This is a genomic window from Achromobacter sp. SD115 (genome assembly GCF_017355315.1).
Classification (GTDB): domain Bacteria; phylum Pseudomonadota; class Gammaproteobacteria; order Burkholderiales; family Burkholderiaceae_B; genus Achromobacter; species Achromobacter xylosoxidans_B.
The window spans coordinates 100,143-121,317 of the sequence record NZ_JADIJM010000018.1; the positions used below are offsets into that span (position 1 = coordinate 100,143).

The following is a 21,175-nucleotide window of genomic DNA, read 5'->3' on the forward strand; positions in this document are numbered from 1 at the left end:
GTTCTTCGCCTAAAATTGAAATGAAAAGACACAATTTCAGGGGGTCGTGGCCTAGCCTTTGGATGCCGCCGAATTCCTCGATGACGTTCATTTTGAAACGGCGTGGGTCTGCCTAGCCGAACGTAAAGGCGTAAGCCTCTGCGCCAGGCTCCAGGAATTCGATCTGAAAGACCCGGTCGCGGTCCGGCGCCTGCTGGCGGATCAATTGATACAGTTTCTGCCGGTCGATGACTCCCTCGCCCTGTTCATTGATGTCTGTCCCGTGGTCGGCCAGGGGCGGCCGGCCGTCCAGCGTGACGCGAAAGCGCACCGGCTGGCCGTCGGCGGATGGACCCAGCACCATATGCAGGTCGCGTGCGCGAAAACGCTGGATGATGCGGCCGTTGTTGCCGGTGACCACCGCGCGCTCCGGCTCCAGCCGCCACGATCCGGCCAGCGTCCACTGGTTGGCGCCCAGTCCGGCGGCGGGGACATAGGCCGCGTCCCGGTCCTGCCTGATCGGGGTGCCGCCCGGCGCGTAGCTCGTGGCCTTGCCGTAACCGAGGTAGCTCTCGCCCGAATGCAGCGTCGACCACTGCGGCGGCGCTTCCACGCCGTGAGCCGGGGGCAGGGCGACGCCGCTGTCGGGAAGCGTCCGGCCCGCTTCAGCAAGCAGCCGCTGGATCATGCGCTCCGTCTGCGCGTAGTCGTGTTCGCCCGCGACGGTGTACCGTAAGCGGCCCTGGCCATCGAGCAGATAGAAGGCGGGCCAGGACTGATTGCGGAACGCGCGCCATATCTTGAACTCATTGTCCTGGGCGACCGGGTACTGGATGCCCAGATCCGCGACCGCGCGGCGCACATTGGCCGGACTCTTCTCGAAAGCGAATTCGGGTGTATGCACGCCTATCACTTCCAGCCCCGCATCCTTGTACTTGTCGTGCCAGGTCTTCAGATAGGACAGCGTGCGCAGGCAGTTGATGCAGGAGTAGGTCCAGAAGTCGACCAGCACGATCTTGCCGTCGAGATCGGCCGCGCTGAGCGGGCCTGAATTCAGCCAGCCGCGGGCGTCTGGCAGCGACGCCAGCGGACCGTTCACGCGCGGCGCCGTTTGGGCGGGTTCGCCTGGACGCAGCTGTTCGACCAGTTGCTGCTCCAGCCGTGCGGCGCCCGGCGCAGAGGCGCTGGACAGGAGCGCGGGGTTCCAGCCGAGCGCCGGCAGGGCAACGCCGGCCAAGACGGCGGCGCCAGCCAACCGGCGCAAACCATGGGCCGCCGGCAGCATGCGGCGCAGGGCTGTCGCCATGCCGCGCCCCAGCCAGAGCGCCGCAGCCAGCGCCGCCGCCGCGCCGCATGCGAATGACAGCAACAGCAAGGAGGTCTGGATGTTGGCCCCGTTGAGCGCCGCGCTGGTGAGCAGCAGTCCCAGGATGGGGCCGGCGCACGGCGCCCACAGCAGGCCGGTGCCTATGCCCAGCCCGAGGGACAGCAGCGGAGCGGTGCGAGCCGAGCCAGGCGTCGCGCTGGTCAAGCGGTTGCCCAGCGCAACCAGGGGCCTGCTCATCCAGTCGCCCACGGCGGGCAGCAGCAGCACCAACCCGAAAAGCGCCAGCAATCCCATTGCGGCGTAGCGCGCGCCCTCGCTGAGCGTCACGACCCAGGCTCCGCCGACAGCCGCAAGGCTCGCGACCGCCGCAAAGGCGACCGCCATGCCCGCGAGGAGCGGTAAGGCATGAGTCCGGAATGAACCCGATCCGCGTGCGAACACGAAGGGCAGGATGGGCAGGATGCAGGGGCTCACGATGGTGAGGACGCCGCCGAGAAAGGCCACAAGAATGATCAGCATGGGGATGCACCGCTATGTGCAGAGTGGGGAAGGGCGCGAGAGCCCGCCTCTGGTTCAGGACTCTCGCTTTTGCCGGCGCGTGCCTATGTCCTTGCGCGCCGTGATGGTCTGGCAGTTCAGCGGGTTGCGCAGCTCGTGCGCCAGCCCGCCGGCAAACAGGATGAGTACGAGCAAGAGCTTGCGCACGTCGATTCCCGTTCAGGACACATGCACGTTCAAGCTCACGTCGATGTTGCCGCGGGTGGCCTTCGAGTACGGGCAAATTTCGTCGGCCGAATGGGCAATCTGTTCGGCGAGGGCCAGGTCCAGTCCGGGCAGGAACACGTTGAAGCGGGCCTGCAGCAAGTAGGCGCTGCCCGACATGCCCAGGTCCACTTCCACTTCCACCGCGCGATCGGCCGGCAATTGCACTTTCATCTGCTTGGCGATGACTTCCAGCGCGCTGGTGTAGCAGGCGGACCAGGCGCCGGCGAAAAGCTGTTCCGCCGTCGGATGCGGCTGGATATCCTCGAACGCGTGGACCAGGTCCGGGTTGTTGGGGGTCGAAAGACGGATGTCGAGCCGTTCCTCGCCGCCTTGGGAGGCGTAGTTGCGGGCGAGGGTCGTATGGGTCTTGCCGGTCAAGAGGACTTTCTGGATTCGGGTGGGCATGGTGCGCTCCTGGGAGTTGAAAGTTTGATCGAATTCGATTAAATCGTATGCGACTGAAGCGCATGGTAAAGATCGAGAATGCCCAGGTCAAGAGTGTTCGAAGGGAAATTGGTATAAAATCGTTTGCGACCGCATCGTATGCGATGTAAAATGACGCCATTGTTCAGGCCAGATATCCACGAGGTGCAGATGAAGAAGCCCAAGACCGCCACCGATCCGTCGCAAAGAAAGCTCGCGGAATTCCTCTGCTTCGCCGTTTACTCGACCAACCTGGCTTTCGGCCGGGTGTACCGTCCGATCCTGGACGCGCTGGGGCTGACCTATACGCAATACGTGACGATGATCGCCCTTTTCGAGGAAGACGCGCAGACCGTCAGCGGCCTGGGCGAAAAGCTCTTCCTGGAGTCCAATACCCTCACGCCGATACTCAAGAAGCTCGAAGGCATGGGCTATCTGGAACGCGTGCGTGACTCGGCGGACGAACGGCAGGTCCGGATCTGCCTGACCGGGGAAGGTCGGCAATTGCGCGAGAAGACCGCGGGCATCAATTTGAGCGACGCTTGCGGGCTCACGAGCGATCAATTCAAGTCGCTGAGGGAGCAGGTGGTCGAATTGCGCGACAACCTGGTCGAGGCGTCACGCTCGAACGGCGCCTAGGCGGGGCTGATTTCAGCAGTCAAGGCTGAACACCGTGGCTGCCACGGTTTCCAGTGCCTGCCGCAGCTTCGCGTGGGTGACCGAGCCCAGCGCCAGCCGGATGGCATGCGGGGCCTGGCTACCGATGGCGTAGGGTTCCGCGGTAGAGACCAGCACGCCTTCCTCCCTGAGCCGCATGGCGACCGCGTCCGAGCGCACCTCGCCCGGCATGGGCAGCCAGATGAAATAGGACGCCGGATGACGCACGGTCTGCAAGCCGGCCAGCGCCTTGGCCGCGATGGCCTGGCGCGCGCCGGCATCGCGGCGCTTTTCCCGTTCCAGCCGCGCCACCGTGCCGTCCTGCAGCCAGCCGCAGCAGAGCGACGTCACCAGGCTGGGCGTGTTCCAGGCGGTGGCGCGTATGGCGCGGTTGATCTTCGGGACGAAGGCCGCCGGCGCGCTCACGAAGCCGAAGCGCAGGCCAGCGGCGACGCTCTTGGAAAGGCTGGATACGTAGACGGTGATGTCGGGCGCCAGCGCCGCCAGGGGAGGAGGGGCCTTGGCTTCCAGAAAGGCGTAGACGCCATCCTCCAGCAGCAGCAATCCATGGCGCCGCGCCACGGCAATGAGGGCCTCGCGTTCGGCCCGGGTCATGACCCAGCCCAGTGGGTTATGCAGCGTGGGCATGCAGTACAAGGCCCGGACTTTGCGTTTGCGGCATAGCGCCTGCAGCGCTTCGAGGTCCGGGCCGCTTCTGCCTGCGGGGATTGCAACCATTTCCAGCCTGCATTGCTCGGCCACCACCTTGATGCCGGGGTAGCTCAGCGCATCCACCGCCACTACGTCGCCGGGCTGCAGCAAGGACATGGCCACGGTGGCGAGCCCGTGGATGGCGCCATTGACGATGAGCACGGAATCAGCTGCTACCGACAGGCCCCGGCTGCGCAAATGTTCCGCGACGATGGCCCGTTCGTGCGACCGGCCGCCATGCGGCTGGTAGCGCAGCACGGACTCCAGCTCGCCGGTGGAGGCCAGTTGCCGCAGCGCCGTTCGCAGCAGCTCGGTCTGCGTGGGCAAGGCCGGGTAGTTGAACGTGAGATCCGCGAGATCGCCGCTGGCGATATGCATCCCGACCTCCTCGCTGGAGGGTAGCGGCTCTCGCACATAGGTGCCGCGGCCCACTTCGCCAGCGACCAGGCCCATGTTCCGTAATTCGGCATAGGTGCGCGTGGCGGTGGCCAGCGAAATGCGTTCGCTCGCCGCCAGCTGGCGGTGGGTGGGCAGCGCCGTTCCCGGCTTCAGCCGGCCCTGGCGGATGTCATCGGCCAGCCGGTCCACCAATTGCTTGTAGCGCGCTTGCGGCATGAGGAAATGTATCCATGACAATAATTTGATTGTACTGAGTTGCGCGCATACGATGCTTCTTTCCCCTTGATTGACGCACGACATGGAATTGACCGTCGGCACCATCCTTGTCGCCTTCGCGGGCGTCTTCCTGATCTGCTTCATGAAGGGCGCGTTTGGAGGCGGCTTTGCCATCATCGGCATTCCGCTGCTCTCGCTCGTCATGGATCCCGTGACGGCCGGCGGCCTGCTCGCGCCCTTGTTCGTCGCGATGGATCTCTATGGCCTGCGCTACTGGCGGCCATCTACATGGTCCAGGCCCGATCTCGCCTTGCTGCTGCCCGGCCTGGTCGTCGGTATCGGGGCTGGCTACCTGGTGTTCCGCGGGCTGGACCACCGCGCAATCGCTATTGTGATGGCCGTTATCACATTGGCCTTCGTGGCCTTGTGGTTCATGCGCGGCGGCCAGGTCGCGGTCCGGCCGCGCTCCCGCCCCAAGGCCGTGGCCGCCGGCGTGGCGTCCGGCATCACCACCATGGTCGCGCATTCGGGCGGACCGCCCCTGGCGATGTATCTGCTGCCGCTGGGCCTGAGCAAGCAGGTCTATGCCGGCACCACCAGCATGTTCTTCACGGTGGGAAATCTCATCAAGGCCGTGCCCTGGCTGGCGCTGGCGAAGCCGGCGGGGAGCGTCTGGATCCTGATGGCGATCTGTCTTCCGGCGATTCCCGCGGGCGTATGGCTGGGTTGGCGCCTGCACGCGAGGCTGGATCAGCGGCAGATGTACAAGGCCTGCTATTTCTTGCTGATCGTGACGGCCTTGAAGCTGTTGTGGGACGGGCTGTCCGGCTATATGCCCGGGTAAGCGGCCATGGGCGCCGCCGGCCTTGCCAGCGGCGCCGAAGGATGGCGGGCCCGATGGACGACGCGTGCAACCGGGCCTAGAAATCCGTGGACGTAGCAACGCCACGCCACTGTTCCGTCTCCCGGTCAACCTCGGCCAACCGCTGCGCAATGGCGCCCAGCGTATCCGTACCCAAGGGCAAGCGCGAGGGCGGGGTGGGCGCATCGGCCAGGGCGAGGATGGCGTCGGCCAGGCGCTCGGGGTTGCCGGGCTGCTTGTGGCTGAGGTCCCGCGCGGCTTCGCGCACCCGGCCGGCGGTGGCGGCGTAATCGCCGATCGTCGCCGGCGATACGGCCAGCGAGCTCGAATCCAGGAAGTCCGTGCGGAAGTAGCCGGGCTGCACCGAGCTCACGTGGATGCCCAGGGGGCCCAGTTCCGCGCGCAGCGCCTCGGACAGGCCTTCCACGGCGAACTTCGTCGAACTGTACACGCCGAAGCCTGCGGCGGCACGCACGGCGCCGATGGACGAGAAGTTGACGATACGGCCGGCGCGCTGCCGGCGCATGGCGGGCAGTACGGCGCGGGTGATGTTGAGCAGGCCGAAGACGTTGGTTTCGTACAGGCGGCGGACTTCATCCGCGCTGGCCTCTTCCACGGCGCCCAGCAGGCCGTAGCCGGCATTGTTCACCAGGATATCGATGCGGCCGAAGCGCTCCAGGGCAACGGCGGCGGCGCGTTGCGCCTGCGTTTCGTCGGTTACGTCCAGCGCCACCGGCAGCAGGGCGGGATGCGCGCCCAGCGCCTGGGTCACGGCTTCGGGCTTGCGGGCGGTGGCGACCACGGCATCGCCGCGGTCGAGGGCGGCGCGGGCGATGCGGGCGCCGAAGCCGCGCGATGCGCCGGTAATGAGCCAGACGCGTTGGGAGGAAGAGGTAGTCATGGGGCAGTCCTTTCGAGGGTGAGTGCTTCGTTTCAGCCGCTTCCGGGTGGAAGCGATGAGATGGACTGTACCGATGGGAGCGACAATCAACTACTGCCTAATCTCTTGTTGAATAGGCAAGTTTTACTTGATAATGGCGTGACATCCTCGCGACTCCTGTCCCATGCCCATCAACGAATTGCGCGCCATCACGATCTTTGCCAAGGCGGCGGAGCTGGGCAGCTTGCGCCAGGCCGCGATCGCGCAAGGAATCTCGCCGCAGGCTGCCAGCCAGGCGCTCGCCCAGCTTGAACACTTTCTGGGAACCCGGCTGTTTCATCGCACCACGCGCAACATGGCGCTTACCGATGCCGGACAGCAGTTCCTGGAGGCGGCGCAGCCCGGCCTGATTGCGCTGCAGAAGGCCGTGCAAGGCGTGCGCAGCGCACGCGAGGAAATCGCCGGTGCGCTGCGCATCGCTGGGCCGCGATCCACCTTTCTGCCGGTGCTGCAGCCGGTGCTGGATGAGTTCTGCGCCTTGTACCCCGCAGTGCAAGCCGACGTGCAGCTGGACGACCACATCGGCAACTGGGTGATGGATCGCGTGGACGTGGGCTTCCGCACGGGCACCCCGCCCGCGGATGGCGTGATCGCGCGCCGCCTGTTTCCGCTGCAGCTTGTTATCTGCGCGGCGCCGCAATACCTGGCGCGGCATGGCACGCCGGCCAGCCTGGCCGAGCTGGTGGCGCACCGTTGCAGCGTCTACCGCCATCCGAACACCGGCAAGCCGATGCCATGGACGGTGCGTGCCGGCGGCAATCTGGTGGAGTACGATCTCGCGCCGGCGCTATGCACCAATGACATGGACCTGGAGCTTCAGGCCACCCTGGCCGGCCAGGTCATGGCGCAACTGACCGGCGTCATGGCGGCTCCGCATATCCGCGCCGGCCGCCTGGTGCCGGTGCTGTGCGAGCATGTCTGCGACCATCTGGGCGTGTACGTCTACTATGGCAGCCGCGCGGCGCCGCGCCGCGCGCGGGCCTTCGTGGAACTGGCCGTCGAGCGGCTGATGGATTCGTCCCGGCACACGCTGTCGGACGAGGAATTGAAAGCGGCGCAAGGCAGACGCAAAGCCCGCGCACGCAAACACTGAACCGCAAGCATGGACACCTTCAACTACATGCGCGCCTTCCGGCGCATCGTGGAACTGGGCAGCCTCGCCAAGGCCGCCGAGGATCTGGACATGTCGTCCGCCGGCCTCAGCAAGCAGCTGCGGGCGCTGGAATCCCATCTGGGCGCCGTGTTGATCCAGCGCACCACCCGCAAGATGAGCCTGACCGACACGGGCGCGGCTTACTACGCCGAATGCTGCCGGCTGCTCGACGAACTGGACGCTCTGGAAAAATCCGTCAAGCGGGAGTCCCGCCTGGTCTCGGGGCGGCTGCGCGTGAACGCGCCGGTCTCGTTCGCCCTGAGCGTGTTGTCGCCGCTATTGGCGCGCTTTCTGCACCAGTATCCCGTCCTGCGGCTGGACCTGGCCATGGAAGACCGGTTGGTCGACGCGGTGGGGCAGGGCTTCGACGTATCGATCCGGCTGCGCGCCCAGCTGGATGATTCGTCGCTGATCGCGCGCCGGCTGGCGTCGCTGACGCAGGTGCTGTGCGCGGCGCCGTCCTACCTGGACAGCCGCGGCCGTCCGGACAGCATGGAGGCGCTGCGGGGGCATGACATCCTCAGCTATAGCCTGGCCGAAAGCCCTGGCGCCGTTGCGGATGAGGAAACCGGCCAGCAGGCGGATCCGCTGGCCGGACCGGCGCAGGTGCAGGTCAACAACAGCCTGATGCTGCGGGACCTGCTGGAAGCGGGGCTGGGCATAGGCGCGCTGCCGTCGTTTCTGGCCGCGCCGGCCATCGCCAGCGGCCGGCTCGTGCGCGTGTTGCCGCAGCTGCCGGCCGCGCCGCGCCACGTCTACGCGGTCTATCCGACCAGCCGCCACCTGCAACCCAAGGTCAAGGCCTTCGTGGATTTCCTGGTGGCGCACCTGCCGGCGGCGATGCAAGGCGATTGTTGACGGCCAGTTAATAAAGTCCTGCCGGCGGACACCTTACTCCCGCGCCGGCCCGTCCTTAAGCTGGCGTCCATTGAAACGAGATGGACGCCATCATGACTTCGACACCCGATTACGCACCCGCTGCGCCGCTGACCGTGGACTTCTTCCATGACGTGGTCTGCGGCTGGTGCTATGTAATGTCTCCCCGCCTGCGCCAGGTGGCTGCCGAACTGGGCATCGCCGTGCGCCAGCGCAGCTTCGTGCTGCAGGACTCGCCCGAACAGATGTGCCAGGTGTTCGGCTCGATGGAGCGCGCCAAGCAGGTGATCCTGGGTCATTGGGAAGCCTGCGCCCGCCATGACGACCAGCCCCGCATCGACGTCGAGGGCATGCGCGCCGAGCCATTCGATTATCCCAGCGGCATGGCGGGCGCGCTGGCCTGCCAGGCGGCCCACCTGCTGGCCGGCGATGCTGGCCACTGGGACATGTTCGACGCGATCCAGCACGCCCACCTGAGCGAGCACCGCAACGTCGGCGATAACGCCGTGCTGCTGGATATCGCTGCCGGGCTGGGTCACGACCGCGGCGCATTCGCCGCGCTGATGCAGGGCGAAGAGGCGCTGCGGCGCGTGCAGGCCGACCGCGCGGCCGCCGCGCGGCTGGCCATCGATTCCATTCCTACCTTGATCGCCGGCCCGCACCGGGCCCGCCTGCGGACCATGTCGACGGCCGAGTTGCGGGACAGATTGCTGGCATTGATCCCGGCCTCGGCCGAGACTTGATCGTCGCGTACCCGGCCATCGCCCACATTTTTCTTCTTTTCATTTTGCCGTCCGCAGGACGGCAGCCACACGCACAAGGTGCATCATGACTATCCGCTACACCCGCAAACTGCTCGGCCTGGCGCTGGGCGCCGCCCTCAGCTTCAACGTCCTCGCGCATGGCGCGCCCGCCCGGGCGCCCGCGTCCGGCCAGGAGGTGGGCATCAGCCCCTGGGGGCCGGACGATGAAATCGGCCGCCTCAATCTGATCACGCCCGAATCGCGCGCCGCGGTCATGTCGCGCGTGGCTGGCGGCAAGGTCTATGACCTGGCCACGGAATACTACATGGGCATGCCCAGCTGGCAGGACGCGGGCGATCCCCGGTACCAGTTCTGGATGACGCACACGCCGCGCGGCACCGAGGTCGACGACCCCATGGGCGTGGGCCAGGACATGAACGCCATGCGCAGCTACACCGGCACGGCGTTCTCGATGTACAGCCACACCGGCACGCACATCGACGCGCTCAACCATTTTGGCATCCACGGCAAGATCTGGAACGGCTTCCGTGCCGACGAGCATCTGGGCGACCGTGGCTGGAAGCGCACCGGCATCGAAAAATTCCCGCCGCTGGTGGCGCGCGGCGTCTTGATCGACGTGGCCGCGCTCAAGGGCGTGGACATGCTGCCCGACCAGTACCGCATCACGCGGCAGGACCTGAAGGCCGCGCTGGCGCGCCAGAAGACCGAACTGCGCGAGGGCGACATCGTGCTGATCCGCACCGGCCGCATGAAGCTGTACAACGATCCGGCCGCCTACATGGCCAAGCCGCCAGGCATGGGCCTGGACGCGGCGCGCTACCTGGTCGAGGAGGGCGGCGCCATGATCCTGGGGGCGGACAATCTCAGCTTCGAGACCTTCCCCTCTGAAGTGTCCGACGACTATGTGCCGCTGCATACCTATCTGCTGGCGCAGAAGGGCGTACCCATCATCGAGCTCGCGGCGCTGGACGAGCTGTCGCGCGATCAGGTCTATGAATTCGCCTTCATCGGCGGACCGCTGAAGATTCGCGGCGGCGATGCGGCGCCGCTGCGTCCGGTGGCGATGCCGCTGCGCTGAGGAATAAGGCGCGGAATGCCGCCGCGCCCGCGGGTGAGGGCGCGCGGCGAGTCCTCGCTTCGGTGCCTTCTCCGCGTTCTCTGATTATTTGCTGCGCTTGACCATCGCCACGATGGTTTCCATCAACTCGTCGCGCGCCTGTTTCACGCTGATGTCTCCGGCCACGGCCGCGTGCGCCAGGCCATCGGCCGCGCCGAGCATGGCCCACATGCCGGCGGCCGGGATTCCCGCGGGTCCGGCGTAAGGCGCAAGTATGGCTTGGCATTTCTCGATGAAGGCCTGCTGGTACTGATGCTTGACCGCGGCCAGTTCGGGCGAGCCGCCCAGCGCGGCCAGCACGCCGGGAATCTCGCGCCCTTGGGTCATGACGCATTCGATGTAGCCCGATGCAATGACCCCGGCCTTTTCCTTCAAGGCCGGTTTGCTGGCGGCGATCGCGGCGTCGATGAGCGCGGTCTGGCGCACATCGAAGTCTTGATACAGCGCCACCAGCAAGCCATTGCGCGTGCCGAAGTGGTCATAGGCCACCGGCTTGGTGATGCCTGCATCCGCGGCCAGCCGTCCCAGGGTCAGCGCGTCCGTGCCTTCGTCGCTGATCAGTTTCCAGGCGACATCCAGCAACTGGCGCTGGCGCTCGTCGCGGGACAGGCGGCGCTGCGTGGCGGTTTTGGCGGTGCTTGATGCTTTTGCTGTCATGGTTCGACTTCCTCCTCGCGGATTACAGCACGCGAGGAGAAAATCTTCCCGCCGATCGCCTGGGCGGTCGCGAGATGCGCGGCGGGAAAGCCGGCGTCCGAGGGCAGCAGCAAGTCTGAGGTGAGCACTTGGGCGCCGCAGTAACCGAAGATGCCGTGGTCGATCTGCGTCTTCATGGCGCCGAAGTAGCCGTGCCGCGCATAGGTGCGCTGATTGGCTCCGCCCAACGCCACCAGATGCACCTTGAGGCGCTGCAGCTTCTTGACCAGCTTGCCGTCCGCGTCTTCATAGGCCCAGCCTTGGGTGAACACCCGGTCGATCCAGCCCTTGAGCAGTCCTGGGAAAGACCACCAGTACACGGGGTAGACCAGGACCAGGGCATCCGCGCGTTCCAGGCGGGCATGTTCGGCCGCGACTTCCGCGAGCGGCTCGCCCCGGCCCATGGCCAGCGCCGTGTCTGGCTGGGTGAATCTAGGATCGAAACCCTCCGCCGCCAGGTCGGCGACTTCGAAGGAATGCTCGGAATTGGATGCGGAAATTCCTTCCGCGATCTGTCGTGCCACCGCGTGGGTAAGCGATGCAGGATCGGGGTGGGCGACAACAATGAGTGCGTGCATGGCGTATCGGCTCCATCAAAATAGTTAACCTACCAATAGTAACTTACTTTTGGTAGGTTGTGGTTTTGACGTGGAGCGCCGGGTTGTTCCCCGGGGGGCGCGCGGCGCTGGCGTCCCGCCGAAGATCAGGTCTGCTGCTAGTGGCTTGGAATCTGCGCCAGCACCAGCTGGGTGGTCTGGCGCAGGTGCTGGGCCAGCAGTTCGACGGCGGTGCCGGCGTCGCGCGCAAGCGCGGCTTCCAGCAGGTCGCGGTGTTCGCCGGCGATGTTGCGTTCCTTGCCCTTTTTGGGAGCCTTGGCGTTCCGGGCGCCGGCGTGCCGCTGCACCGACAGGTAGCGGTAGCGCGCGGTCTGGTCGCGCAGCAGCTCGGCGATGGCGATGAGCGACTTGGAGTCGCTGCCGTTGATCAGTGCGGAATGGAAGGCGGAATGCGCTTGTTCCCATTCGGCGGACATTCCCAATCCGTCCGGCGCGTGCAGGGGCAGACGGCTGAGGCGGTGGTGCGCGCCGGCCAGCCGCTCTTCCCAGTCCAGGCTGCCGCGCGCAATGGCGCGGCGCAGCGCTTCGCATTCGATATGGATGCGGGTTTCGGTGATGTCGAGCAGTTCTTCCGCCGATACGTCCGCCACGCGGAAGCCGCGCTGGTCTTCCGCCACCACGAAGCCGCTGGTGGCCAGGCGCGACAGCGCCTCCCGCAACGGGATGGCCCCGCTGTCGTAGCGGTCGCACAGATCCTTGATCCGCAGGCGCGCTCCGGGAGGCAGGCTGCCCGTGATGATGTCGGCGCGGATGTCATTGGCCAGGGCCGATGCCGCAGTCCGGAACGGGGGGGAGGCGGAAGTCATGAGGAACGATAGGGGTTTTGTCTATGAAAATCATAGAGGGAAAACCAGAATATATATATTTAATCTGATTACATATTCTCCGGACAAGCACCATCATCCCAAGCGCTACATGAAGGACGGCGATACGGTCGAGGTCGATATCGAACACATCGGCATGTTGCGCAAGCGCATCCGCGACGAGACGCCCTCAGCCCAGGTTTTTCATCAGGTATCCAGAAATTCCGGCGCCATGCATGGCGCCGCGGCGCACGCCCACGATCCCCTCTTGGAGCTCCAGAAATGCGAATCGCAAGTTGCTTGGTGTACCGATCCGTGACGAACCCCGCCCGGCGCCGTTGGGCCAGGCTGCTGTTGGCCGCGGGCCTGGCGTCCAGCCTGGGCCTGGCGAGCGCCGCGGATTGGCCGGCGAGGCCCGTGAAGATCGTGGTGCCCTTTGCCGCCGGCGGAACCACCGACCTGATTGCGCGGCTGATCGCGACGCCCATGTCGCAGGAACTGGGACAGCCAGTGGTCGTCGAGAACCGTCCGGGCGTAGGCGGCCTGCTGGGCGCCGATGCCGTGGCCAAGGCCGCGCCCGACGGCTATACGGTGCTGATGGCCAATATCTCCTATCCCTTGGCGGCGCTGGTGGCGCAGGGCGCGAAGCGGCTCAACTTCGATCCCCTGGCGGATCTGCGCAGCGTCAGCGTGGTGGCCAACGTGCCCTTGGTCATCACATCCACGCCTTCGGTGCCGGCCCGCAATCTGCGCGAGTTCGCCGAGCTGCTCAAGAAAAATCCTGCCACCCATTACGCCTATGGCTCCACCGGCCCCGGCTCCTACATCCACGTGTTCGGCGTATGGTTCCAGGAACAGACTGGCGCCGCCATGACGCACGTGCCTTTCAAGGGCGCCGCGCCCTTGAAGAGCGAAATGCTGGCGGGCCGCATCCAGATGGGCGGCGACCAGCTGTCTTCTTCGCTAAGCGATATTCGCGCGGGTTCCCTGACCGCGCTGGCTGTCACCTCACCCCAGCGTTCGCCGTCCTTGCCGGATACGCCCACCGCCAGCGAGCTGGGCTTTACCGGCATCGACACCGAGGGATGGAACGGCTTGCTTGCGCCGGCGCAGACGCCTGACGCCGTTGTGGCGCGCATCGGCGGGGCGGTGGCCAAGGCCGTCCAGCAGCCCGCCATTCGTCAGCGTCTTGCCGAGCTGGGCGCTGAACCGAGCGGATCCAGTCCAGCCGACATGAACACCTTGTTGAAGGGACAGTTCGCGCAATTCGGCCCGATGGTGTCGCGGCTTCAATTGGAGTGACGTCGGGGCTCTACCACTTGTACGTCACCCGGCCCAGCACAGTCCGGCTTTCTCCGAAGAAGCAGGCGTACGTGCACGAAGCCACGTAGTCCTTGTTGAACAGGTTGCGCACGGTCAGATCGGCCATCCAGCCCTTGAGCGCAGGGCTGTGTGCGCCGAGGTCATAGCGCAGCGCAGCGTCGAACAGCGTGTAGTCGCCCACCTTGGCGCTGTTGGCGCCGTTGAAGGAGGATCCGATGTAGCGCACGCCGGCTCCAACGTTCAAACCCGCCAGCGCGCCGGATTGCACGGTGTAGTCGGACCAAAGCGAGGCCATGTTGCGCGGCACGGCCTCGGGCGTGCGGCCCAGCGTGTTGGAGTTGCTCTTGGTGATTTCGGCATCCGTGTAGGTGTAGGCCGCGATCAGGTTCCATCCCGGGGTCAGATTGGCGGTAGCGGACAGTTCAAGGCCGCGCGACCGGACCTCGCCTTCCTGCACGTTGTAGATGGAGTTGTCTGGGTCGGTCGTGGGAACGTTGGTACGCGTGAGTTCGAATACGGACGCGGTGATGAAGGAGTTCGAGCCGCTGGGCTGATACTTCACGCCAGCTTCCCATTGTTTTCCCTTGGTGGGGTCGAAAGGGGCAGTGCCGCGCGCGGGCGAGGTAGTGCCTGTCTGAGGCTGGAATGAGGTGGAGTAGCTGACGTACGGAGCCACGCCATTTTCCGCCAGGTAGAGCAAGCCGACGCGGTACGTAAACGCATTGTCGTCAGTGCGTGTGTTGCTGTCATTGAGCTTGTTGAGCGTCTTGCTGTCGGCGCTGTCGTAGCGGCCGCCGAGGACCAGCACCAGTTTGTCGTCGAACTTGATCTGGTCTTGCAAGTACAGGCCGACTTGGCTGCGCTTCTCGCTCGTGTAGGTATTGGGCTCGGCCGGAAGGACCACGGACGACCCATACACGGGATCAAAGAAGTTGATCGGCGTCAGGTTGTTGTAGCCGGCATACTGTTTGCGCGTGAAGGAAGTCTCGGTGTAATCAAGGCCGAACAGCACGTTCTGTTTGAAACGGCCGGTCTCCCACTTTGCCTCGAACTGGTTGTCGACGCTGACGCCATGCGCGTCGTCGTCGCGCCGGTAGGCGCCGCGTTCGGCTGTCGACAAATTGCTGCCGGCCACCCAGGTATTCCAGTACACATGGTTCACCCGGTTGCGGGATTGGGCGTAGTTCAGGTTCTGCCTGAATTGCCATGTTTCGTTGAAGCGGTGCGCGAATTGGTAGCCCACGTTGCCCACTTCCTGGTTCCACTTGCTCCAGTCGGGTTCGCCGGTAAAACGGTCGCGCGAGATGCGGCCGTTGGGATTGGGCAGCACCGACCCTTCCAGCGGATACCCCGCGTTGTTGATGGTCTTGTTCTTCAAGTAGCTCGCAAGCAAGGTCAGGGAGGTGTCGGGCGCAATGCGCCAGGTGAGCGCGGGCGCCAGGTAAAGACGATCATCCGGAATATGGTCGATCATGGTGTCGGCGTCGCGCACCAGGCCGGTCAATCGGTAAGTAAGCCGCCCTGCGTCGTCGAGAGGGCCGCCGAAGTCGCCCGCCAGTTGCTTGTTGTCGTGCGAGCCGCCGCTGAGTTGCAGTTCGTGCAAGGGCGTGTCGGTCGGCCGCTTCGACACCACGTTGACGATCCCGCCTGGCGAGGCTTGGCCATACAGGACCGACGCCGGGCCTTTCACGACTTCAATGCGATCGAGCGCATAGGGCTCGGACATCGCGCTGTAGTGTGGCAGCGGCACTTTCAGGCCGTCGCGGAACATGACGCCTGGGTTGGTGCGGACATCGAAGCCGCGAATGATGAAGGGGTCATCGGTGCGGTTGAAGCCTTCCTGCACCACGATGCCGGGGATGTAGCGCACGGCGTCGCCCAGTGTCTGCGGGTTCTGTTCCCGGATCTGCGCGGCAGTGACTACCGAGATCGATTGCGGCACCTCGATCAGCGGGGTATCCGTCTTGGTGCCGGCCAGTGTGGCCGTGGCCACATAGGTTTCGGCGTCGGGCAAGGTCCCCACGACATTCACTGGCGGCAGCGTGGCCGTGTGGGGCTGCGGGGTCAGCGTAACCGTGTCGTTCTGGATCGAATAGCGGATGCCGCGGCCGTTTATCAGGCGTTCCAACGCTTCCGCTGGCTCCATGCGGCCGCGTACGCCCGGACTGCGCAGGCCTTCGACCAGGTCCTGGCTATACAGGACCTGCAGCCGTGCCTGATTGCCAAGCTCATGCAATGCACGTGACAGGCTCTGGGATGGAATATCGATATCGACCGGCGCTGCTTGCGTGGAGGCGGCGCCTAGCCATGCGCATGCCCCAAACAGCGGCAGGAGGAAACGGCGGGGGATGAGGGGAACAAACGGTGCGCGGGAGGACGCGGTCGATCTGGCTCGCATGGGCTGTCCAAAGGGGATTGAAAATAATTACCGTTATCAATCCCTGAGACGAAATCCGCGGCCCCACTAGGAACGGGAAATTGAAACTAAATGAAACTTCAACGCCGAATAGGCGTCAGCCGGGCGCTATGGAGCCGGGCCGGCCACCAGGGCCAGGCTGCCGTCCGGACGCCGCAAGGAGCGGACGGGAAGAATGTTGGGCAGAGCCTGAGCCAGCTCGGCCACATTGCGTATTTCGTAGGTGCCGCCAAGGCGCAGACCGGCGATGGCGGGGTCGATCGAGGTATAGCGCGCCTCGACGGGCAGGTAGCGATTGATCTGCATGATGGCGTCCCGCAGCGTGGTGTTGTCGAGCACCAGCTTGCCGTTGCGCCAGGCTGTCGACGCCGAGCCGCTGACGGTACGGGTCTGCGGCTCGTTGCGTTCGGTATAGCGCGCCTGCGTCAGCGCTTGCATGCTTACCTTCCTGCCGCCTGTGTCGGTGCGCAAGTCGACGCTGCCTTCGAGCAGGGTGACGACGACGGTATCGCCGGATTTCCAGACATTGAACGCGGTGCCGGTAACGGTGATGGTGCCCCGGCCCGCTTCCACCACGAAAGGTTGGTTGGCGTCGTGCGACACGCGGAAATAGGCCTCGCCGTCGCTCAGGCGTACGCGCCGGGTGTCGCGGTAGTTGCGATACACCATGGAGGTGTCGATGTTCATGTCGACCTCGCTGCCGTCGCCCAGTGTAACGGTGGTCATCTGTGTGCCGCTGGCATACCGATGGTAGGCACTGGGGAGCAGGGCGAACCACCAACCCGCGGCCCAACAACCCAGAGTTAGGGCGCAGGCGCCGAGCGCCCAGCGGGTGTAGGGACGCGGCGTGCGCGATGTCGGGGCGGGAGCCGCTCCGGTCGCGGGAGCCGCCGGCAGTTCCCGGGACAGCAACCACAGATCACGTACCGCTTCGTATTCGCGGGCATGGCGTGGATCTGCCTCGAGCCAGGCCTGTAGAGCGGCGCGATCCCGTTCGGAACAGGATTCGTCGTGTATGCGCACGCACCATTCGACGGCCTGCTCGGTCAGGAGATCATCCTGGTTGCCGGAGAAAGTCGTGGGAGGGACGGCCATGGCAGTTAATATGAATGAGATTTGTTACACTTCGGTCGCGCTGCGGCGCCGAGGGGTGGAACGCATGGAATCAGGTGGGATTATCCAGGATTTCACCCGTCGCGCCTTATTCGGAATCATCGCGGGGGAATGTCCGAATGGAGCAGTACTACAAAGAGTTGCTGCGGTTTCTGGGGCGTAAGCTCGGCGACGCGAACGACGCTGCCGACGTGGCCCAGGAGGCTTATGCGCGCGTGCTGGACCGCAACGCTGATTGCGTCATCGCCCAGCCGCGGGCCTTCCTGTTTCGCGCTGCGCTCAATCTTTGCTCTGATCTGTACCGCAGCCGGCGCGGCATTCAGGCGCTGTCGCTCGATGCCGAAGCGGAAGCCGTGCGATGCGAGGCGCCGCTGCAGGAAGAGCAGCTATACCGCCGTCAGCAATTGACGCGTCTGGAGCGCGCCCTGGATGAATTGCCGTCGGCATGCCGCCGTGCATTCCTGATGCGGCAGGTCGACGGCATGTCTCACGGCGAGATCGCCCGCAAGCTCGACATATCCACCGACATGGTGAACAAGCATCTCACGCGCGCGCTGCGGCATTGCCGCACCCGGATGCGTGCCTGGGAGCACGACGCCGGCGTTTAGGCTTTTCCGGCGTCTGCCTTGGAATCGGTACAACAGCCAGCGGGCAATGAAGCATGGGACATGGCCGCCGGCAACGAGTGATGCTCCAGGCGGGCCGGAATCAGTCCCGGTCCGGCGCGCCCAGCGGGAACAGCGGCCGGTATGGCCGCGCTTCTTCCACGGCCCGCGCGAACGACGGACGCGCCAGCAGGCGCGCCCGATACGCGCGCAACACTGGATACGCCTCGGCGATCCGGTGCGTCCAGTCGCCATAGAACAGCGACGGCGCGGCGGCGCAGTCCGCCAGCGTGAAGTTTTCGCCAGCCGCCCAGGTCCTGCCGGCCAGATGCGTTTCCAGCCAGGCGTAGGCGACTTCCAGTTTTTCCACGGCCAGCGCCAGCGTTTCCCGGCGCTTGGTCTCGTCGCCGGACAGCGCGCCGCCGACCGCATGCTGCGTCCAGCTCATGACATGCAGGTCGAAGAACCGATCCAGGAAGCGCACTTCCAGCGCGGCTTTCGGATCGGCGGGCAGTAGGCGCTGCGGACCGGGATGCTCCAGCTGCAGGTGCTCGATGATGATGCTGGTCTCGGCGACGTTGCGGTCCCCGTCTTCCAGCAGCGGAAACTTGTGCAAGGGCCAGCGCCGCAGCCATTCGGCCGCGTGTTGCGGCGTGTCGGGGCCGATGCAGCGGAACTCGAACGGGGTGCCGTTTTCGTACAGCGCGATCAGCACCTTCTGCGTGTAGGAAGAGAAGGGATGGCCGTAAAGCGCGAGCGACATGGTGGGGTCTCCGGACGGAATCGCCACAGACGATACCCGGCATCACCGGGGCGCGAAACAATCGCAACAAAGAATTTCAAACGGCCGGTGTCGCCGGTTCTGGCGCATCCTGGCGGCGGCCAGGCGCGATGCGCCCGTAGCCCGCGCCATTGCTGGCGTTGCGGCCGCGATTCATGCGCGGCCGCTCGCGCGCGGCCGTAACGGCCCGGGCAAGCCCGCCTGGCGCCATGTTTCAGCTTTCACGCAGGTATTGCGATCCGGCCCCGAGCCAGTAGTATCCGCGCTCAACAGACCCATCTGCTTACACCGAGGACCGCTCCATGACCCTGACGCGCCCGCGACTTGCCCTATCCGCCCTGACGCTCACGCTGGCCCTGTCGGGCTGCGCGCAGCACCCGTTCCTGAGCGCCGAGGGCACCAGGAATGATCCGCGCTATGCCCAGCTGCTGGACCTGATCGACGCGGCGTTGAAGGACGATATGGCCGTGGTGCTGGTGGCCGACATCATGCCGCATCGTTCGCTGGGCGACGCGTTGGAAATGACCAAGTGGACCTCGCACGTCATCTGGATGTTTGAAAAGGATCCGCGGATCACCTTCAGCCGCCGTTTCGAGACTAATGCGCTGCAGCGGGACAAGAACGCGACCTATCTGTTCCAGGCCTTCGAGGTGCATATCCTGCCGCCCGGCAAGTACCTGCTGACCGGCGGCGACGACTATAAGCTGAATGCGCTGCTTGAGCAGGTCGGCGCTCCGGGTGGCAAGGTGGGTTCTGGCCGCGGCGCCAACGGCACTGCCTATCTGTCGCCCGAGCTCTACCGCGAGTTCTATAGGGAAACCAGCTGGCGCGACGCTACCTACGGCACCGAAACCAAGACGCGCAAGGTCTGCACTGCCGTGCACATGGCTTCGGGCGCTTGCGTGAGCTGGGGCGAGCAGCAGTACAGCGAGACCACCCAGCTCGGTGCGGCGGGCTACGTCGAACAGACCGATTCCCGCGACATTCCAGCGATCAAGGTGCAGGCCCGCATCCCGCCGCAGCAGGCGCTGGCAAGCTTCACGCTCAAGGGCGGCCAACTGGTGCTGAGCCAGCGCATGCATTTGAAGACGCCTAGCTACAAGTACCGGCAATCCGCCTGCCGCGCGGTCGATCCCAAGATGATCGAATGCCCGCTCGAAGACCTGACCGTCTACACTCGCCCGGCGCCCATGGAGTTCACGCAGAAGTACATCGAGCGGCTTGCGAACGTGAGCGATGAGCACCGTAAACTCTTGTCGACGATGATACCGATGCAGATCACGCCGCTGGGCAAGCAGGGCATGGAAGATCCGGTGTGGGGTGTGCCGCTGTCGTTGCGCAAGGGCAAATAGACGGCCGGCATCGCGCGGCGCAGCGCTGCCAGGCTGCAACTGACGAGGGCGATCGATTTGAAGAAGATCCGGGACTATTGGTTCGGCATCGCGGTTTCCCTCCTGCTGGCGGTACTGCTGGCATTCCTGGGCGTCGTGCTCGTCTCCACCCCGAATCTCGGTTGGGGCGCGCAGGCGTTGTTGAGCTATGGTGTGCTGATCGGCGGGCCGCTGGCCGTGGCGTTGGCGCTATGTTGGATCGTGTACATGGTGCGCGACAAGGGCCAGGTGCCGGGGCGTGTCCATGCCTTGATGTTCCTGCCTGCGGTGCTTGCCCTGGCCATCGTGCCCGTCAGCGACTCCATCGAGCAGGGCCGGCAGGACCGCTTTCGGGCGTCTCACCCCGCGATCGAGGAGGTCCACGTCAATCTGAGCGGGCGCACCATCTGGACGGACAGGCGGGGCGGAAGCTTGTCTTCCGGCTCGTCGCCGTACCTGGAGCCCGGGTCGGTGGCGCAATACATGTTTTCGCGCTTTCATCGCTATCCGAACCAGGGGTCAGCGGCCAGCGAGAATTTCCCCTACGAGGGCGCGCGCCTGAAGGACGGCGTGGACCACTACGTGTACTCAAGCCAGGACGGAAGCCCGGGCGCATCCGTGCCGTTGAAGCGCCTGCCGTATCCCGATCTGGGCAAGCTGCCCTCGGCGTCCTCGCAGGGCGAGGCTGAGGTGGTGGTCTATCACTACTACCACTATGCCGACCACGTCGAGGTTGCGCCTGGCCTCGCGCGCTTCGCCGGCACGACCGATGAGCGGATGGAGGCGGCGGGGATGCCTGGGTTGGCGATATTCGGCCTGCAGAACCTGACGCCGCGGACCATCGCCAGGGTGGAGATCAACGGCCAGGCCTACGACATGGGTTCGTACGCGACGCGCAGCGTGTTGTCGCGGCCTTGCGACCCGGTGCGTGGCGGCAGCCCGGTACTGCTCGATCTGGAGCAGCCCTTGCGGGTGCGTTGGCAGACGCTGGAAGAGCCCGGGACCTGGCGCGAGGCGACGGTTAATGTGCCGGCCTTCAGCGCGGCGAGCAGCAAGGATCCGGGCAAGGGCCTGTTGCGCGTGCGCCTGTACTTCCTGCCCGATGAGACGGTGGCGGCCGAGCGCTATCGGGAGATCCGCGTGCGCGGCGAACTGTCCGTCCGCGCCACCGGGCTGCCCGCCGCCGCGCAAGCCCATACGGGCTGCGGCGGCGCGTATTTCGGCTACAACCCGCAGACCGTGAAGCTGCTGGGCAACTGAAG

At 65.4% G+C, this 21,175-nt stretch carries 22 protein-coding genes; 11 read left to right on the top strand and 11 right to left on the bottom strand.

Annotated elements, in window-relative coordinates:
- Window positions 1–112 precede the first annotated feature (112 nt).
- The 3 genes from IPU70_RS23205 to IPU70_RS23210 are packed head-to-tail and all read right to left on the bottom strand — an operon-like array spanning window position 113 to window position 2,476.
- Window positions 113–1,825 (bottom strand): cytochrome c biogenesis protein DipZ, encoded by a 1,713-nt coding sequence (locus IPU70_RS23205; protein ID WP_207470716.1) that lies wholly within the window; start codon window positions 1,823–1,825, stop codon window positions 113–115.
- 54 nt (window positions 1,826–1,879) lie between these two features.
- Window positions 1,880–2,011 (bottom strand): hypothetical protein, encoded by a 132-nt coding sequence (locus tag IPU70_RS33005; protein WP_256439250.1) that lies wholly within the window; start codon window positions 2,009–2,011, stop codon window positions 1,880–1,882.
- 12 nt (window positions 2,012–2,023) lie between these two features.
- On the bottom strand, window positions 2,024–2,476 hold the full coding sequence (locus IPU70_RS23210) for an Ohr family peroxiredoxin (protein WP_207470718.1): 453 nt from the start codon (window positions 2,474–2,476) through the stop codon (window positions 2,024–2,026).
- 189 nt (window positions 2,477–2,665) lie between these two features.
- Between IPU70_RS23210 and IPU70_RS23215 the strand changes: the two genes are divergently transcribed.
- Window positions 2,666–3,133, top strand: coding sequence for a MarR family winged helix-turn-helix transcriptional regulator (locus IPU70_RS23215; protein ID WP_207470870.1), 468 nt, complete (start codon window positions 2,666–2,668; stop codon window positions 3,131–3,133).
- A gap of 12 nt (window positions 3,134–3,145) precedes the next feature.
- Here IPU70_RS23215 and IPU70_RS23220 read toward each other — a convergent pair whose 3' ends face one another.
- Window positions 3,146–4,477 carry a PLP-dependent aminotransferase family protein gene (locus IPU70_RS23220; RefSeq protein ID WP_207470720.1) on the bottom strand — a complete coding sequence of 444 codons (1,332 nt, stop codon included), beginning with the start codon at window positions 4,475–4,477 and terminating at the stop codon, window positions 3,146–3,148.
- An 82-nt stretch (window positions 4,478–4,559) separates the two neighbouring features.
- On the opposite strand from IPU70_RS23220, the gene IPU70_RS23225 reads away from it, so the two are divergent.
- On the top strand, window positions 4,560–5,321 hold the full coding sequence (locus IPU70_RS23225; protein ID WP_207470721.1) for a sulfite exporter TauE/SafE family protein: 762 nt from the start codon (window positions 4,560–4,562) through the stop codon (window positions 5,319–5,321).
- Window positions 5,322–5,397: 76 nt separating this feature from the next.
- Here IPU70_RS23225 and IPU70_RS23230 read toward each other — a convergent pair whose 3' ends face one another.
- Window positions 5,398–6,240, bottom strand: a complete 843-nt coding sequence (locus IPU70_RS23230) for an oxidoreductase (protein ID WP_207470727.1) — start codon at window positions 6,238–6,240, stop codon at window positions 5,398–5,400.
- A 163-nt stretch (window positions 6,241–6,403) separates the two neighbouring features.
- Between IPU70_RS23230 and IPU70_RS23235 the strand changes: the two genes are divergently transcribed.
- The 4 genes from IPU70_RS23235 to IPU70_RS23250 all read left to right on the top strand — a co-directional run bounded on the left by IPU70_RS23235 (window position 6,404) and on the right by IPU70_RS23250 (window position 10,150).
- Window positions 6,404–7,372: a LysR family transcriptional regulator gene (locus IPU70_RS23235; RefSeq protein ID WP_207470729.1), complete on the top strand. Its 969-nt coding sequence runs from the start codon at window positions 6,404–6,406 to the stop codon at window positions 7,370–7,372.
- A gap of 9 nt (window positions 7,373–7,381) precedes the next feature.
- Window positions 7,382–8,290: a LysR family transcriptional regulator gene (locus tag IPU70_RS23240; RefSeq protein ID WP_207470730.1), complete on the top strand. Its 909-nt coding sequence runs from the start codon at window positions 7,382–7,384 to the stop codon at window positions 8,288–8,290.
- An 80-nt stretch (window positions 8,291–8,370) separates the two neighbouring features.
- Window positions 8,371–9,051 (top strand): DsbA family protein, encoded by a 681-nt coding sequence (locus IPU70_RS23245; protein WP_207470733.1) that lies wholly within the window; start codon window positions 8,371–8,373, stop codon window positions 9,049–9,051.
- Window positions 9,052–9,136: 85 nt separating this feature from the next.
- Window positions 9,137–10,150: a cyclase family protein gene (locus tag IPU70_RS23250; protein ID WP_207470734.1), complete on the top strand. Its 1,014-nt coding sequence runs from the start codon at window positions 9,137–9,139 to the stop codon at window positions 10,148–10,150.
- 84 nt (window positions 10,151–10,234) lie between these two features.
- On the opposite strand, the gene IPU70_RS23255 is transcribed toward IPU70_RS23250, so the two are convergent.
- From IPU70_RS23255 to IPU70_RS23265, 3 genes are all read right to left on the bottom strand, one after another.
- Window positions 10,235–10,846 (bottom strand): TetR/AcrR family transcriptional regulator, encoded by a 612-nt coding sequence (locus IPU70_RS23255; protein WP_207470736.1) that lies wholly within the window; start codon window positions 10,844–10,846, stop codon window positions 10,235–10,237.
- Window positions 10,843–11,463, bottom strand: coding sequence for an NAD(P)H-dependent oxidoreductase (locus tag IPU70_RS23260; RefSeq protein WP_207470739.1), 621 nt, complete (start codon window positions 11,461–11,463; stop codon window positions 10,843–10,845). The genes IPU70_RS23255 and IPU70_RS23260 overlap by 4 nt, the downstream gene beginning before the upstream one ends.
- Before the next feature lie 137 nt (window positions 11,464–11,600).
- Window positions 11,601–12,308, bottom strand: a complete 708-nt coding sequence (locus tag IPU70_RS23265; protein ID WP_207470741.1) for a GntR family transcriptional regulator — start codon at window positions 12,306–12,308, stop codon at window positions 11,601–11,603.
- A gap of 109 nt (window positions 12,309–12,417) precedes the next feature.
- Here IPU70_RS23265 and IPU70_RS32845 point away from each other — a divergent pair, with 109 nt between their 5' ends.
- Complete coding sequence (locus IPU70_RS32845) at window positions 12,418–12,624, top strand: fumarylacetoacetate hydrolase family protein (protein ID WP_242702660.1); 207 nt, start codon at window positions 12,418–12,420, stop codon at window positions 12,622–12,624.
- On the top strand, window positions 12,621–13,607 hold the full coding sequence (locus IPU70_RS23275; protein WP_207470743.1) for a tripartite tricarboxylate transporter substrate-binding protein: 987 nt from the start codon (window positions 12,621–12,623) through the stop codon (window positions 13,605–13,607). Before IPU70_RS32845 ends, IPU70_RS23275 begins: the two co-directional genes overlap by 4 nt.
- Before the next feature lie 10 nt (window positions 13,608–13,617).
- Here IPU70_RS23275 and IPU70_RS23280 read toward each other — a convergent pair whose 3' ends face one another.
- Window positions 13,618–16,026, bottom strand: a complete 2,409-nt coding sequence (locus IPU70_RS23280; RefSeq protein WP_207470745.1) for a TonB-dependent siderophore receptor — start codon at window positions 16,024–16,026, stop codon at window positions 13,618–13,620.
- A 126-nt stretch (window positions 16,027–16,152) separates the two neighbouring features.
- Window positions 16,153–17,139 carry a FecR family protein gene (locus tag IPU70_RS23285; protein ID WP_207470752.1) on the bottom strand — a complete coding sequence of 329 codons (987 nt, stop codon included), beginning with the start codon at window positions 17,137–17,139 and terminating at the stop codon, window positions 16,153–16,155.
- A 137-nt stretch (window positions 17,140–17,276) separates the two neighbouring features.
- Between IPU70_RS23285 and IPU70_RS23290 the strand changes: the two genes are divergently transcribed.
- Complete coding sequence (locus IPU70_RS23290) at window positions 17,277–17,765, top strand: sigma-70 family RNA polymerase sigma factor (RefSeq protein WP_207470754.1); 489 nt, start codon at window positions 17,277–17,279, stop codon at window positions 17,763–17,765.
- 100 nt (window positions 17,766–17,865) lie between these two features.
- Here the strand turns inward: IPU70_RS23290 and IPU70_RS23295 are convergent, their stop codons facing one another.
- Complete coding sequence (locus IPU70_RS23295) at window positions 17,866–18,525, bottom strand: glutathione S-transferase family protein (RefSeq protein WP_207470756.1); 660 nt, start codon at window positions 18,523–18,525, stop codon at window positions 17,866–17,868.
- A gap of 320 nt (window positions 18,526–18,845) precedes the next feature.
- Between IPU70_RS23295 and IPU70_RS23300 the strand changes: the two genes are divergently transcribed.
- Both IPU70_RS23300 and IPU70_RS23305 read left to right on the top strand, forming a co-directional pair.
- Entirely contained in the window at window positions 18,846–19,895 is a 1,050-nt protein-coding gene (locus IPU70_RS23300; RefSeq protein ID WP_207470757.1) for a hypothetical protein, read from the top strand.
- A 57-nt stretch (window positions 19,896–19,952) separates the two neighbouring features.
- Window positions 19,953–21,173 (top strand): hypothetical protein, encoded by a 1,221-nt coding sequence (locus tag IPU70_RS23305; protein WP_207470766.1) that lies wholly within the window; start codon window positions 19,953–19,955, stop codon window positions 21,171–21,173.
- Window positions 21,174–21,175 lie beyond the last annotated feature (2 nt).

What these genes read in the sequence shown, in the direction of transcription:
- IPU70_RS23300 (WP_207470757.1), top strand. Translation starts at nt 18,846, where the DNA reads ATGACCCTGACGCGCCCGCGACTTGCCCTATCCGCCCTGACGCTCACG.
- IPU70_RS23280 (WP_207470745.1), bottom strand. Translation starts at nt 16,026, where the DNA reads ATGCGAGCCAGATCGACCGCGTCCTCCCGCGCACCGTTTGTTCCCCTC.
- IPU70_RS23255 (WP_207470736.1), bottom strand. Translation starts at nt 10,846, where the DNA reads ATGACAGCAAAAGCATCAAGCACCGCCAAAACCGCCACGCAGCGCCGC.
- IPU70_RS23260 (WP_207470739.1), bottom strand. Translation starts at nt 11,463, where the DNA reads ATGCACGCACTCATTGTTGTCGCCCACCCCGATCCTGCATCGCTTACC.
- IPU70_RS23285 (WP_207470752.1), bottom strand. Translation starts at nt 17,139, where the DNA reads ATGGCCGTCCCTCCCACGACTTTCTCCGGCAACCAGGATGATCTCCTG.
- IPU70_RS23220 (WP_207470720.1), bottom strand. Translation starts at nt 4,477, where the DNA reads ATGCCGCAAGCGCGCTACAAGCAATTGGTGGACCGGCTGGCCGATGAC.
- IPU70_RS23235 (WP_207470729.1), top strand. Translation starts at nt 6,404, where the DNA reads ATGCCCATCAACGAATTGCGCGCCATCACGATCTTTGCCAAGGCGGCG.
- IPU70_RS23240 (WP_207470730.1), top strand. Translation starts at nt 7,382, where the DNA reads ATGGACACCTTCAACTACATGCGCGCCTTCCGGCGCATCGTGGAACTG.
- IPU70_RS23250 (WP_207470734.1), top strand. Translation starts at nt 9,137, where the DNA reads ATGACTATCCGCTACACCCGCAAACTGCTCGGCCTGGCGCTGGGCGCC.
- IPU70_RS23215 (WP_207470870.1), top strand. Translation starts at nt 2,666, where the DNA reads ATGAAGAAGCCCAAGACCGCCACCGATCCGTCGCAAAGAAAGCTCGCG.
- IPU70_RS23205 (WP_207470716.1), bottom strand. Translation starts at nt 1,825, where the DNA reads ATGCTGATCATTCTTGTGGCCTTTCTCGGCGGCGTCCTCACCATCGTG.
- IPU70_RS23265 (WP_207470741.1), bottom strand. Translation starts at nt 12,308, where the DNA reads ATGACTTCCGCCTCCCCCCCGTTCCGGACTGCGGCATCGGCCCTGGCC.
- IPU70_RS32845 (WP_242702660.1), top strand. Translation starts at nt 12,418, where the DNA reads ATGAAGGACGGCGATACGGTCGAGGTCGATATCGAACACATCGGCATG.
- IPU70_RS23245 (WP_207470733.1), top strand. Translation starts at nt 8,371, where the DNA reads ATGGACGCCATCATGACTTCGACACCCGATTACGCACCCGCTGCGCCG.
- IPU70_RS23230 (WP_207470727.1), bottom strand. Translation starts at nt 6,240, where the DNA reads ATGACTACCTCTTCCTCCCAACGCGTCTGGCTCATTACCGGCGCATCG.
- IPU70_RS23295 (WP_207470756.1), bottom strand. Translation starts at nt 18,525, where the DNA reads ATGTCGCTCGCGCTTTACGGCCATCCCTTCTCTTCCTACACGCAGAAG.
- IPU70_RS23225 (WP_207470721.1), top strand. Translation starts at nt 4,560, where the DNA reads ATGGAATTGACCGTCGGCACCATCCTTGTCGCCTTCGCGGGCGTCTTC.
- IPU70_RS23210 (WP_207470718.1), bottom strand. Translation starts at nt 2,476, where the DNA reads ATGCCCACCCGAATCCAGAAAGTCCTCTTGACCGGCAAGACCCATACG.
- IPU70_RS23290 (WP_207470754.1), top strand. Translation starts at nt 17,277, where the DNA reads ATGGAGCAGTACTACAAAGAGTTGCTGCGGTTTCTGGGGCGTAAGCTC.